Below are 13,053 nucleotides of genomic sequence, written 5' to 3'. Positions count from 1 at the left end.
CCAGTGTACGAAGCCAGACCGCCCCCGCGCAATGCACAAGGATCAGGCGAATCGCGCCAGCACGCGGCAAGCGTGGCATCAGATTCCTACAATGCTTGCATTCGCCGTCGGGTCGCAGCGCGTATGTCCCTGTAGCAATCAACTGTGAAAGGCGTCTCTTGCCATGAAGCATCTGCTGCCATTACTCCTGCTCACCGCCACGCTGGCGCCTGCTCAACAACAATCCGCCACCAACGAACGCTGGCAGCTCACCGCCGACTTCTACGGCGCCACACGCTACTACCGCCTGGACCTCGACCAGCACGACGCCGCACACGTCACCGGCACATACAACGGCACCCACCTCACCGGTACCAACACCGGCGGCCACCTCAAAGTCGAAGGCACTGAAAACGGCAACCACGTCATCGTCGACGCGCATCAGGACCACGACGCCCTCACCGGCACAGTCACCTTCGGCGAAATCGCATCGCCCCTCGTCTGCCCCTTCACAGCCACGCTCGTGAAGCCGCTGCCCCAAACCACGCCCAAAACGCACGAGTTCAAACCCACCACCTACTACCGCCAATACTCAGCACTCAACAAACCCGTGCTGCACATCAACTCCGGCGACACCATCCACACCACCACGGTCGACGCAGGCGGCAACGACGAGAACGACATCAAGCGCATCGCCGGCGGCAATCCGCAAACCGGCCCGTTCTACATTGAAGGCGCACAGCCTGGTGACACCATCGCCGTCCACATCCAAAAGCTGCGTCTCACACGCGACACCGCCGGTTCAAACGACGACCTCGTGCAGTCCGCGCTCTCACCATCTCTTGCCATCCGTACACGCGACAACCACAGCAGCATTAAATGGAAGCTCGACCGCGTACACATGACGGCATCGCCCGACTCCGGCAGCGCCGTGTTGAAAGATCTCAATGTCCCGTTGCATCCCATGCTCGGCTGCGTCGCCGTAGCCGTCGGTCCCAGCGATGCTCCGCCCCCCACCGGCGACTCCGGTTACTACGGCGGCAACATGGACTTCAATGAAATCGCCGAAGGCGCCACCGTCTATCTGCCCGTCATCAACCCCGGCGCGCTGCTTTACTTTGGCGACGGCCACGCGCTGCAAGGCGACGGTGAACTCAACGGCAACGCGCTCGAAACATCCATGGATGTCACCGTCACCGTCGACCTCATCCAGAATCAAAGAACCGGCTTCCCCCGCATCGAAACACCAACGCAGATCATCGCCCTCGGCTACTCCGGCTACCTCGACGACGCCATCAAAGACGCCACCAGCAACATGGCAGGCTGGCTCGCCAACAAATATCAGCTCAATCCCAGCGAACTCGGCCAGCTACTCGGGGTAGCCGCACACTATCGCGTTACAGAAGTCGCCGACCGCAACTCAGGCATCGCTCTCAAAATCGACAAGGACCTGCTCAACCACCTGCATCCACCGCAAACGCCGCACTAGCGTTGGCATTAACGCGCAGCGGATGCAGCAGCCCTCTGCTGCTCCGCAAGCGCTTGATGAAAACTCTTCTCACCCGCATCAATCACAGCGCGATATCCAGCCGGATCAATCCATACCGCATCGCCTTCCTTTGCCATGCGGTTCACCTTCGCCAACATTCCAAAGTGCTCGCCGTGATCCGCGAGGAACACATCGCAAGGCAGCTTCCGCAGCGTGTCAAACGTGTGTTGAAAATCCTCTGCAATACCCGGATACGAAGCCGCCTTCGCATGCAAAGGCACCAGCCGATAATCCGACCACTGCGTATAGCCGCCCACAATCACCACATCGCGCTGTTTCCCCGCAGGCTCACCCGGCAAATGCACACGCATCGTCCACGTCGTACAGCCGCGCGTATGGCCGCCGGTGCGATGCGCCGTCAGCACCACGCCACCCAGCGAAACCGTATCGCCATCATGCAGCACCGTGTCCACACGCGCCGGCGGATAGTTCTGCACCGATCCTGTCCCCATCAGGAAATCATTCGCGCCACCGGCCTGCATCACCTCGGCGTCATACTCCATCACCTTCAGCTTCGCGCCGGTCTCGCGCTCAATCTGCGCCGCACCACCCGCATGGTCCATGTGCGCCTGCCCCACCAGCAGAACCTTCGTATCTTTCCAGCGGAACCCAAGCTGCTCCACACTCGCCCGAATCTGCACCGGCGACGAGGGCAGATTCGCATTGATCAGGATGTTGCCCTCCGGCGTGGTCACCAGATAAGCAGCCAAATCCTGACTACCCACGTAATACAAGTTGTCTGCAATACGAAATGGAGCAAGAGGCGTAGTCCAGATCGCCTTCACCTGCGCCCGCAGCCCCACACAAACGCTCACCGCTAACAGCATCAGACACGCAAAAAGATTCCGCCGCTTCATCCAACCAGCATAGGCAGTCTTTGTGCCTATGGCCTGTTAGCAACGCAGATGCGACCTCTGTGAACAATGCAAAAGGCCCGCTCCATTTGGGCGGGCCTTAGCTTTAGTGCGCGACGGACTGGGGCCGATCTCCTCAAAGGGAAACCGCGATCGTCCAACAGCGCATCAAACCACCGCTGATGTGCGCCGATGAAATCTCTTGAGAGTCGAGGGGAGGCCGTCCCTTCCACGAAAAATCCAAATGAAGATCAAGTCCGAATTTGATATCCAGTTTCACATTCCGAAACAGACCCCGATCGTTGCCGTATTACACGTCCACCCGTCCGTGGAGAGCAGACTTCTATCCGCTGACACCCTCACGGTCGAACACATTGTTGCAGTGGAGGAACGGCTGGAACCAATCCCGCTGCAGGTATCACAGTACATCGACAGTTTCGGAAATCGATGTTCACGTTTCGTCGCTCCAGAAGGAGCAGTCCGTCTTTCTGGGTCCAATGTAATGGAAGCCTCCGAAACACCCGATCCGCAGGGAGAGGGACTTGCACAGATACCGATCGAAGACCTTCCAGACGAAGCGCTGCAGTTCCTGCTCGCCAGCCGCTATTGTCAGGTCGACGAATTCGGGGCTATTGCCGCCGAACTTTTCGGTAGTACCAAGCCCGGTTGGGAGCGAGCAGCCATAATCCGCGACTGGGTACATGACAAGGTCGCTTTCAACTACAAAGCGGCGCGATCGACCAAAACAGCGATGGACGTGTTCACGGAGCGCGTCGGGGTCTGTCGCGATTTTCAGCACCTGGCAATTACGCTCACTCGTGCGCTAAACATTCCCGCCCGCTATGTCACGGGTTATCTGGGAGATATTCGCGTCCCCTATGCGGGCCCCGGCGATTTTTCGGCGTGGTATCAGGTTTGGCTTGCTGGCCAGTGGTGGAACATGGACGCACGGCACCACACGCCTCGACTCGGCCGCATCCCGATGGCTTTCGGCAGAGACGCTGCTGACGTGGCTATCACCACGAGCTTCGGCCTGGCGGAATTGACCCACTTCCATGTTGAATCGAACGAGGTCGATTGTGATGGACGTCCCGTGCCCCTGCCAACCAGCACGGATCCCAGTGCTGCCTCTCCAATTACTCTGCAGTGAATGCGTGCACAGATCGGCATGGCGCCATCCAAGCCGTCTGGTTAGTGTGCGTCCAGCGTGATCTTTCCAACCACCCTTGGCGGCCGCTTCAACAACAGCACCATCGGCAACAAACACGCCAGGATATAAGCGAACAAACGGTACTGATCCATATACGCCAGCAACAGCGCCTGCTGCTGCACCTGGTGATACAGCAACGCCATACCGTCATACGTCTTATCCATCGCCGCACCGCCAATCGCAGCACCCGCAGATTTGATTTGCTGCATCACACCCGGTGAAGACGAAGTAATGTCCGCACTCAGATACGTCTGGTGCGCCTGCGTCATGCGTTGCAGAAACGTACTCGACAGCGCAATGCCAATCGATCCGCCTTCGTTACGCACCAGCGCATAAATACCCGCAGCATTGCTGCTCTGATCTGCAGGCAGAAAGCGGAACATGATCGTCGACAACGGCACCGTCGTCATGCCCAGCCCCATCACCTGCAACACACGCGGCCAGATCAGGTTGGTCTCCGCCACATTAAGATTGCCCAGCGATAGCCAATAAGTACCCGCAGTCATCGTGATGATGCCGCAAGCAATCAACCGTCGAGCATCTGTGCCTTTGCTCAACAACCAGCCCACCAGCGGCACTTCCAGCATCGTCACCAAACCAGCAGGCGACACGGCAATACCTGCAGTCGTTGCGTCATACCCCATCAACTCCTGCATGAACTGCGGCAGCAGGAATGTCGTCGCATACAGCGCCGTGTACATGCCCAGCACAATCACGCAGCAGAACAGGAAGTTGCGTTCCTTCAACAGCCGCAGATTCACCACCGGGTTCTTCACATGCAGTTCCCAGACGATCGCGCCCACCACTGCAACCACAGCAATGATCGTGCTCCACAGGATGAACGGGTTACCAAACCAGTCCAGCTCCTGTCCGCGATCCAGCACGATCTCCGTCGCTGCAAGACCAATGCTCACCAGCGCCAGACCCGTGCCATCAATCTGTATCGGCTTGCCCTTACGCGCTTCACGAGCCTTCGTCAGATGCGGAGGATCATGCAACACCATGCGCGTGAAGAAGGCGCAAAGAACACCCACCGGGATGTTGATGTAGAAGATCCAGCGCCACGAATAGTTATCCGTAATCCATCCGCCCAGCGTCGGCCCCAGCACCGGCGCGCACAAAATCGCAACGGTATACACAGCCATCGCCATACCGCGCTTCTCGCCAGGAAACGCATCCGCCAGAATCGCCTGCACACTCGGCTGCAAACCACCACCGGAAAGTCCCTGCAACACGCGGAACACCACCAGCGCACCCAGCGTCGGCGCAATGCCGCACGCCGCAGAAAAAATCGTGAACAGAATCACTGAGCCAAGATAGAAATTCCGCCGCCCCAACACGCTTGAAATCCATCCGCTGATCGGCAGAATGATCGCATTCGCAACCAGGTAACTCGTCAGCACCCACGTGCTCTCATCCTGCGAAGCAGAAAGGCTGCCTGCAATATGCGGCAGCGCCACGTTCGCAATCGACGTATCCAGCACCTCCATGAACGTGCCCATCGTCACCACAAGCGCAATAATCCACGGATTAAACACACGCGGTTCGGGTGCACGCGCCAACGGCACACCCGGTTCAAATTCTGCAGCAGAGGGAGCCAGCGCCGTCTCAGCGCGATCCATCACCTCTTCCGCATGATGCAACGATGACGCCCCATGAGACTCTTCCCCAGGCGGCAAAGCGTTTTCTTCTTCCTGTAATGACTGCATAGTCAGCGCAATGACTCTCCGGTCATTTGAGTCGCCGAAAACGCTCTCGGATGCAACGAAACTTCCCGAACCGCAGAACCTCTTACCCCTGAAGCGCTTACGTCCAACGGTGACGATCGTGGCCCACCGCCAGGTCCGCAGAACCGGCCGTCTTTGTCGCGAGCTAAAAGTTGGCTCATCAAACAAATCGCGTGTTAGTTTGGGGCAGGAATGGCCGTCTCGGAATCGACGAAAAAATCCACCCGCCTCGCCTCGCGCAAACAGGTCCTCACTGACCTTCGTCGCAGCGAAATCATCGAGGCCGCGCTCAAAGTCTTTGCACGCAAAGGCTTCCATCACTCGCGCACAGAAGACGTCGCCACCCAGGCCCACATCGCCAAGGGCACGCTCTACCTCTACTTCAAGTCCAAAGACGCCATCTACGATGCCGCGTTACAACACGCCATCGATAACCTCTCTGTCCTTTCCGACGAACGCGTAGCCGCAGCGAAAGACACACGGAGCCGCGTCGAAGCATGGATACACACACGCCTCGACTTCTGGTGCTCCCGCGGCGACATGTATCACATGATTCTCACCGTGGGTCGCGAAACCAGGCACCGCAAACAAACCGCGACACTCCTTCGCTCCGCACAACGCAGCTTCGTCGACATCCTTCAGCAAGCCATCGACGAAGGCGACCTGCCTCCCCGCGATCTCAGCGCCATCGGCTGGCTCGTCATGGACGCCATCCGCGGCTCCAACGAGCGCCGCTTCCTGCACCTCTGCGAACGCGACATCGCACGCGACACCGCCATCATCGTCGACACAGTAATGCGCTACTTCGAATAACTCGACCGCATCCGGAAAACAAAACGGCCCGCACAATGCGGGCCGTTCTTCTTGGAGATTGAATAAGGAACTTAACGAAGCGAAGCGGTACTCACGGCAAGGTTCGATTCCTGATCGGTAGCCATGCCAACACTCTGCACCGGAGAAGTCGTCGGAACCACACGCGCCGTCATCACAAGCGCCGCATCCAGAACCAGGGCCGTGGCTAACATCCATTTGAAAAGATTCATTCGTCTTCCTCCTTCCGCTTCCATAAGCAGACTAGAAGTAAGATGCCTCTGAAACCATTCCCAAAATCTTCCCAAACCGAGCAAAAAGTGCCCTTTACGACCCCAAAAGTGCGCGATTCAGCCCAATAATTGCAGCAATCCAGCCTCATCCAGTACAGCTAGGCCCAATTCCCGGGCCTTATCCAGCTTGCTTCCGGCCTCCTCGCCAGCCACCACATAACTCGTTTTCTTCGAGACACTTCCAGACACCTTACCGCCCGCAGCCTCAATCCGCTGCTTCGCATCATCACGCGTCAGCGTAGGCAAAGTACCCGTCAAAACAAACGTCATTCCCGCCAGCGCCGTGCCAACTACTTTCTTTTCAGCAGTAAACTGCAATCCCTGCCCACGCAGATCCTCAACCAGATCACGATTCTTCTTCACCTGGAAGAAGTCATAGATCGTCTGCGCAACAATCGGCCCAATCCCCTCCGCAGCCTTCAACTCATCAACGGAAGCCTGCATGATGGCATCCATGCTGCCAAACGTATTCGCCAGATCCTGCGCCGTCCGCTCGCCCACATGCCGTATGCCAAGCCCCAGCAACACACGATAAAGCGGCGCCTTGCGCGAACGATCAATCTGCTCAATCAACGCATCCGCGGTCTTCTGCCCAACGCGCTCCAACGTCAATAAATCTTCGGCCTTCAACCGATACAGATCCGCAACCGTATGCACCAACGCAGCACGAGTCGGCTCTTCCTCACTCGCTGCATCAGCCTCTTCCAACGGCACATCCTCTGCCTCCGCAGCTTCCACCAGCGAGTGACCAAGCAACTGCCCCACCATCACATCGCCCAGGCCTTCAATGTTCATCACACCGCGCGAAGCAAAGTGAACCAACTCCTCATGCAAACGCGCAGGACAACTCGCATTCACGCAGCGATAGTCCACCTCGCCCTCTTCACGCAGCACAGGCTGATCGCATCGCGGACAACGCGAAGGAAACACAATCTCCACATCACCACGTGGATGCTGCGCATCGCTCACAACTTCCGTGATCTTCGGAATCACATCGCCGCCACGCTCCACGGCAACAGAGTCGCCAATCTTCACACCCAGTCGCGCAATCTCATCCGGGTTATGCAACGTCGCGCGAGCAACCGTGATGCCGCCAATCCCAACAGGCGCAAGCACCGCAACCGGCGTCAACTTACCCGTGCGTCCCACCTGGAACTTCACACCCAGCAGCTTCGTCACCGCACCACGCGCAGGAAACTTATACGCAATGGCCCAACGCGGTGCCTTGCCCGTAAAGCCCAGTCGCTTCTGCTGCGCAACCGAGTTCACCTTGATCACAATGCCGTCAATCTCATAACCAAGGTTGTCGCGCCGTGCCTCTGCTTCTGCAATGAACGCCAACACATCATCAATCGTGGCCACCGTGCGCGCATACGGATTCGTCTTGAAGCCAGCAGTACGCAACGCCTCGAGCGTCTCGCTCTGCGTTGGCAATAAGAACTCACCATTCACTAGAAGGAAGTAAGCGTAGTAATCCAACCGACGCTGCGCGACGATGCTCGGCTCCACAGTGCGAATCGTTCCCGCAGCCGCATTGCGCGGATTCGCTGCAGGAGACTGCCCCGCACGCACGCGCTCCTCATTCATTTTGATGAACGCAGCCTGCGGCATCACCACTTCGCCACGCACTTCAAACGTCTGCGGCATATGCGCCTTCTTCAACTTGTCCGCACTCACGGCCAAGGGCACACTGCGAATCGTCCTCACATTGCTGGTGACATCTTCTCCCACCGTTCCATCACCACGTGTAAGCCCACGCGATAGATGCGCTGCACCATGCCCCGCGCCTTCGTAGTGCATCGCCAGCGACAAGCCATCCAGCTTGTATTCGCAAACGTATTCCAACGTCTCGTTGCGATGGATCGAAGCCGCCACGCGATCCGCCCACGCACGCAGCTCGGCCTCGTTATATGCGTTATCCAGCGACAGCATGGGCCGCGAATGCGCGACCTTCACAAAGCCTTCCTTCGGCTTGCCACCAACACGCTGCGTAGGACTGTCCGGTGTAACCAACTCCGGATGCTCCGTCTCCAACGCCTTCAACCGATTGATCAACCGGTCATACTGCGCATCCGTAATCTCCGGCGCGTCCATCACGTAATACAGGTGTTCGTGATGTTCAATCTCACGTCGCAGCGCGTCAATTTCTTTTACCGTCGTTTGTTCGCTCATGGATGCCTTGAAAAATTCTGACTAAGAAATGATGCCGCAGGTGGGCCAATGGTCAGGTGCCACCCATGCCTGCCGCGCTTCTGTGTTCTTCACCACGTCAAAGTTATAAAACCGTTGATGCAGATCTCGCCTGCCACCATAAAGAGTCACGGCTCGCTGCACAAACATCAGATGCGACGCTGCCTTCTCCTCTTCATGCAGTCGTGCCAACACCGCAATCCAGAAACGCGTAAGCGTCTCGTGATATCCGCTCGTGTCCGAGTTCACGGTGCCCACCGACTCGTTGTAAGCGCGAACGCGCCGACGCATTGTCTCCAGCGCAAGCGGCTCACCATGCAGAGAGACGTAGTTGGCTCCCACAGCCACATGTGCGGCATGCGTCCACGCAGCTTTCGGCAGACTTCCCGCTTCAAAAGCCTGTACCAACGAATGCAAATCATTCTGCGAGTCAATTACCGGCAAACTACTGGCCATGCAGCCATTATCTCGCGGCAAAGAGTGTATGCTTGCGCTCAATGGAGCCCGTTACCCACATGCTGACGGGCGCATGCCTCTCGCGTGCGCTGGGTTTACCTGCAAAGGTCCGCTACGCAACCGTCGCCTGCGTCATCGCCGCAGAGATACCGGACGCGGATTACGTCTACCGACTCGGCGGCCCACTCGTTTACTTCCAGCACCACCGCGGATGGACACACGCACTGTGGTCACTGCCGTTGCAAGCCGCAGTTATCACCGCCGCTTTTTACTTCGTCCATCGGATGCAGAAGCAACGGCCCCAACGCCGCTCCATCGATATCCCCACGAACTGGCCATTACTCTTCGGCCTCTGTCTTGTGGCTCTGCTCAGTCATCTGCTGCTCGACTGGACCAACAACTACGGCGTACGTCCCTTCGCCCCGTGGAACCCGCGCTGGTATTACGGCGACCTGATCTTCATCGTGGAACCGCTACTGCTCCTGTTCCTCGGTGGGGCACTCATCCTGCCAATGTTGCTCTCGCTGATCAACGGTGAGATCGGCGCAAAGAAACCGCGCTCCGCTGGCCAAGGGCTGGCCGCAACAGCGCTCATCCTTATGACTGCGCTCTGGGGCTACCGCTACATGCAGCGCAGCGACGCCAAAACACAGGCACGCAATCAGGACTATCAAAGCGGACCTGTGTGGCGCATGGGTCTGAACCCATATCCCATCAACCCGTTCCGCTGGTTCGTGGTGGCAGAAACCTCATCCGCAATGGAACTGGGCCGCTTTGACAACCACACCGGCACCTACGACACGGACACCATACGCACATTGTCCAAACCGCCCGTGACACCCGCCGTGGTGGCTGCAAAACAAAGCTGGCTCGGCCGTGTGTATCTCGACTGGGCACGTTTTCCCATGGTCGAAGATCGTGGCACGGCAGAGCAGGTGCATCCTGAGATGGATCTGGAGCCACAGGAACGCTCCTGGCACGTGGTGCGGTTCACCGATCTGCGTTTTGGCTACCCGGTACTGGGCATGAGCGGCAGCACCGCTCCTTTGGGCGCGGAAGCCTGGGTGGACGGCACGCAGCACGTCCAGCGCCTGTTTCTGGGCAAAACCGAACAGAAACTGCCGTAGATCACCCCAACGCCACTGTGGGAGAATAGACGTATGGCCTACCTGGTGCTCCTTATCGCTATCCTGAGTCGTGTGCTGCCAAGCTTGCTGCACATCACTGGCGGCAATGTGACCACCATGGGCGCATCGCTGCTCTTCTTCGGTGCATGCTTGGCCAGTGGAAAGCGCTGGCACGCAGCCTTCGCCGTAGTAGCTCTTGCAGCCACAGACTGGTGGCTCACTGTTTTCGGTTACGGCTATGCCTTCCATCTCAGCGGCTACATCGTCACATGGCTCTGGTATGCCGCGGTGATCCTCGCAGCTTCTGTAACGCTGCACCGCAAGCACTCGTGGCTTAGCGTGGGCATGGCCGCGCTCGCATCTTCCACCAGCTTTTTCCTGCTGAGCAACTTCGTGGTCTTCCTGCGCAGCGGCATGTATCCGCACACGTCAGAAGGTCTCATCGCCTGCTACACAGCAGCGGTGCCGTTCTATCAGAACGATCTGATCTCCACGCTGCTGTTCTCCGGCCTGTTCTTCCTGCTGCCCGCCACCGAAAACATTCCGGGATTGGCCGGCACGACATTCCGCAAGAATGCGGCGTAAACAGGGGTCGCTGTCATGCTGAGCCGCAATCTGTACATTCTGGCGGCAACACTTATTGCGTTCTCCTTGCTCTGCTACGTCATCGGCTTCACGGGTATCACCCATGAGGTGGGTGCTCCCTCTGACAGCAGCCTGTGGCGCACCATCGGCATTGTTCTCATGCTGTTGGGCCTGTTCGTAGCCCTCCTGGGAGTCCTGCAGGGCATGTTCGAGCAGGCAGAACGCCGCACTCCCGGCGGACAAGCCAACATTCATCGTCAACACCTGCGCCAGCGCGAAAACGAAAAGAACGAGCGCAAGCGCCGCGGCTAAGGCCGCTGCAACAAACGAAACGGAATCCTGCACCGGCATAACACTGCGGCGCATCTCTTTAAGGAACTGCTATGTACGAAGTAACCGTCGAATCCCACTTCTCATCCGGACACTACCTGCGCGACTATCACGGCAAGTGCGAGAACCCGCACGGCCACAACTATCGTGTGCTGGTAACGCTTGCCGGTGAAGAGTTGGAGCCGAACGGCCTGCTGCTGGACTTCAAGATCCTGAAGGACATTCTGAAGCCCGTGGTGAACTACCTGGACCACCAGATGATTAACGATCTGGAGCCGTTCACCACCGTGAATCCGTCTGCAGAAAACCTGGCGAAATACTTCTTCGACGAAACGAACACCCGCCTCTCTGACGTAACCAAGGGCCGCGTGCGCGTGAAGAGCAGCACCATCTTCGAAACCAACACATCGCAGGCGACGTACTCGGAGTAATCACCAGTGCGCCTCATCGAGCTGTACAAATCCGTTCAGGGCGAATCGTCGTTTACCGGCGTGCCATGCATCTTCGTGCGTTTTGCCGGGTGCAACCTTCGCTGCGCCTGGTGCGACAGCGAATACACCTTCACCGGTGGCAAGCCCTTCACGGAAGACGAAGTCGTCGCGCAGATTGAAGCACTCGCGTGCCCGCTGGTTGAGTTCACCGGCGGTGAACCCATGCTGCACGCGAAAGATCTTCTGCCGCTGATGCAGCGCCTGCTGAACGACGAAAAAACGAAATACACGCTGATGATGGAAACCAGCGGCGAACGCCCGTTGGAAGAAGTCCCCACAGCAGTCCACAAAATCGTCGACGTGAAGTGCCCCGGCAGCGGCACCGCCTTCGGCTCATTCCGCATGAGCAACCTCGACACGCTCACCGCGCGCGACGAAGTGAAATTCGTCCTCCGCGACCGGCGCGACTACGAGTTCGCACGCGATTTCATTCGCGAGCATCTCGCTTCGAAAATCGCCGACGGAACACTGGGACACATCCTGCTTTCACCGGCATTTATCCAGCATCCTTCCCCGCTGCGCACCGCGGACAACATGGAACTGGACGCCCGCGACCTGGTGCAGTGGATGCTCGACGACCTTTTGCCCGCGCGCCTCTCCCTGCAAGTCCATAAATTTGTGTGGGAACCACAAAAAAAGGGCGTCTAGCACTACCCAGAAAACCATTTATCGGCTGTGGCACTCAAGTCACATGCGGGAGTTTGTCTCCAGCACTCCCTGGAAGGTGCGTCTCAGATGCCCGTATCCACCGGAAACCACATGCTCGATGCGTTCTCACCCGCATTACGTGCAGCCATAGCGGGTGTGGCAGAGCCGGTCTCGTTACCTCAATCCTTCCATCTGGCCACGGTAGAAGAACTACAACCCTACCTCTACTTCATCACCAAGGGCCTGTGTTCCATGGTCATATCCATGCAGGACGGCAGAACCGCTGAAGTCGCCATGTGCGGTAAAGATGGCCTTGCAGGTTCGCTTTCACTGCTCGGCCCGCAATGCTGCGCTGCCGCAACAGTCATGCAGGTTGGAGGGCAAGCCCTTCGCGTTCCGCGCAGATCCGGCGAAGCATGGTTCCTGCAATCAACGGAGTTCCGCTGCTACGTCTTGGAGTGGGCGCAGATGGCATGGAATGTCTCGCTCCAAACCAGTGCCTGCGGCCTGTTGCATCACGCCGAGTCCCGTCTTGCGCGATGGCTTCTGATGAGCGCCGACCGCGCCGAAAGCGATCAGCTGTACCTCACACAGGAGTTCCTGGCTGAAATGCTCGGTACGCAACGCACCACCGTTGCATCCGTAGCCAGCGACCTCAAACGCAAGGGCCTCATCGAATACGTGCGAGGCAACGTCAAGATCATCAATCGCTCAGGCCTCGAGAACGCAGCCTGCGAATGTTACGAAGTCTCGCGCAAAGGCATCGCTACGCTGTATCGCGCTTGATTCGCACTTCCAGGCACA

The 13,053-nt window shown here is 58.1% G+C and carries 14 protein-coding genes; 9 read left to right on the top strand and 5 right to left on the bottom strand.

Annotation, left to right across the window (positions count from 1 at the left end):
- Positions 1-163: 163 nt before the first annotated feature.
- On the top strand, positions 164-1,468 hold the full coding sequence (locus BLT38_RS18940) for an acetamidase/formamidase family protein (RefSeq protein ID WP_083346586.1): 1,305 nt from the start codon (positions 164-166) through the stop codon (positions 1,466-1,468).
- Between the two features lie 8 nt (positions 1,469-1,476).
- On the opposite strand, the gene bla is transcribed toward BLT38_RS18940, so the two are convergent.
- Complete coding sequence (bla, locus tag BLT38_RS18935) at positions 1,477-2,385, bottom strand: subclass B3 metallo-beta-lactamase (protein WP_083346585.1); 909 nt, start codon at positions 2,383-2,385, stop codon at positions 1,477-1,479.
- A 241-nt stretch (positions 2,386-2,626) separates the two neighbouring features.
- Here bla and BLT38_RS18930 point away from each other — a divergent pair, with 241 nt between their 5' ends.
- Positions 2,627-3,532, top strand: a complete 906-nt coding sequence (locus BLT38_RS18930) for a transglutaminase-like domain-containing protein (protein ID WP_083346584.1) — start codon at positions 2,627-2,629, stop codon at positions 3,530-3,532.
- A gap of 41 nt (positions 3,533-3,573) precedes the next feature.
- Here the strand turns inward: BLT38_RS18930 and BLT38_RS18925 are convergent, their stop codons facing one another.
- Positions 3,574-5,301: a DHA2 family efflux MFS transporter permease subunit gene (locus tag BLT38_RS18925; protein ID WP_172838357.1), complete on the bottom strand. Its 1,728-nt coding sequence runs from the start codon at positions 5,299-5,301 to the stop codon at positions 3,574-3,576.
- A 210-nt stretch (positions 5,302-5,511) separates the two neighbouring features.
- On the opposite strand from BLT38_RS18925, the gene BLT38_RS18920 reads away from it, so the two are divergent.
- Positions 5,512-6,132 carry a TetR/AcrR family transcriptional regulator gene (locus BLT38_RS18920; protein WP_083347198.1) on the top strand — a complete coding sequence of 207 codons (621 nt, stop codon included), beginning with the start codon at positions 5,512-5,514 and terminating at the stop codon, positions 6,130-6,132.
- A 71-nt stretch (positions 6,133-6,203) separates the two neighbouring features.
- Here BLT38_RS18920 and BLT38_RS20600 read toward each other — a convergent pair whose 3' ends face one another.
- From BLT38_RS20600 to BLT38_RS18910, 3 genes are all read right to left on the bottom strand, one after another.
- Positions 6,204-6,362 carry a hypothetical protein gene (locus tag BLT38_RS20600; RefSeq protein WP_156785213.1) on the bottom strand — a complete coding sequence of 53 codons (159 nt, stop codon included), beginning with the start codon at positions 6,360-6,362 and terminating at the stop codon, positions 6,204-6,206.
- A gap of 117 nt (positions 6,363-6,479) precedes the next feature.
- A complete protein-coding gene (gene ligA, locus BLT38_RS18915) occupies positions 6,480-8,594 on the bottom strand; it encodes an NAD-dependent DNA ligase LigA (RefSeq protein WP_083346582.1) in 2,115 nt (704 codons plus the stop codon).
- Between the two features lie 21 nt (positions 8,595-8,615).
- Positions 8,616-9,068: a hypothetical protein gene (locus BLT38_RS18910; protein ID WP_083346581.1), complete on the bottom strand. Its 453-nt coding sequence runs from the start codon at positions 9,066-9,068 to the stop codon at positions 8,616-8,618.
- A 41-nt stretch (positions 9,069-9,109) separates the two neighbouring features.
- Here BLT38_RS18910 and BLT38_RS18905 point away from each other — a divergent pair, with 41 nt between their 5' ends.
- From BLT38_RS18905 to BLT38_RS18880, 6 genes are all read left to right on the top strand, one after another.
- A complete protein-coding gene (locus tag BLT38_RS18905; RefSeq protein ID WP_083346580.1) occupies positions 9,110-10,195 on the top strand; it encodes a metal-dependent hydrolase in 1,086 nt (361 codons plus the stop codon).
- 33 nt (positions 10,196-10,228) lie between these two features.
- Positions 10,229-10,780 (top strand): DUF6580 family putative transport protein, encoded by a 552-nt coding sequence (locus BLT38_RS18900; protein ID WP_083346579.1) that lies wholly within the window; start codon positions 10,229-10,231, stop codon positions 10,778-10,780.
- A 15-nt stretch (positions 10,781-10,795) separates the two neighbouring features.
- Entirely contained in the window at positions 10,796-11,092 is a 297-nt protein-coding gene (locus BLT38_RS18895) for a hypothetical protein (protein WP_197674909.1), read from the top strand.
- 71 nt (positions 11,093-11,163) lie between these two features.
- Positions 11,164-11,541: a 6-carboxytetrahydropterin synthase QueD gene (gene queD / locus BLT38_RS18890; protein WP_083346578.1), complete on the top strand. Its 378-nt coding sequence runs from the start codon at positions 11,164-11,166 to the stop codon at positions 11,539-11,541.
- A gap of 6 nt (positions 11,542-11,547) precedes the next feature.
- On the top strand, positions 11,548-12,249 hold the full coding sequence (locus BLT38_RS18885) for a 7-carboxy-7-deazaguanine synthase QueE (RefSeq protein WP_083346577.1): 702 nt from the start codon (positions 11,548-11,550) through the stop codon (positions 12,247-12,249).
- Between the two features lie 87 nt (positions 12,250-12,336).
- A complete protein-coding gene (locus tag BLT38_RS18880) occupies positions 12,337-13,035 on the top strand; it encodes a Crp/Fnr family transcriptional regulator (protein ID WP_083346576.1) in 699 nt (232 codons plus the stop codon).
- Positions 13,036-13,053 lie beyond the last annotated feature (18 nt).

Origin of the sequence: Terriglobus roseus (genome assembly GCF_900102185.1) — a bacterium.
Classification (GTDB): Bacteria; Acidobacteriota; Terriglobia; order Terriglobales; family Acidobacteriaceae; genus Terriglobus; species Terriglobus roseus_A.
This window is presented reverse-complemented; position numbering and strand designations above follow the sequence as displayed.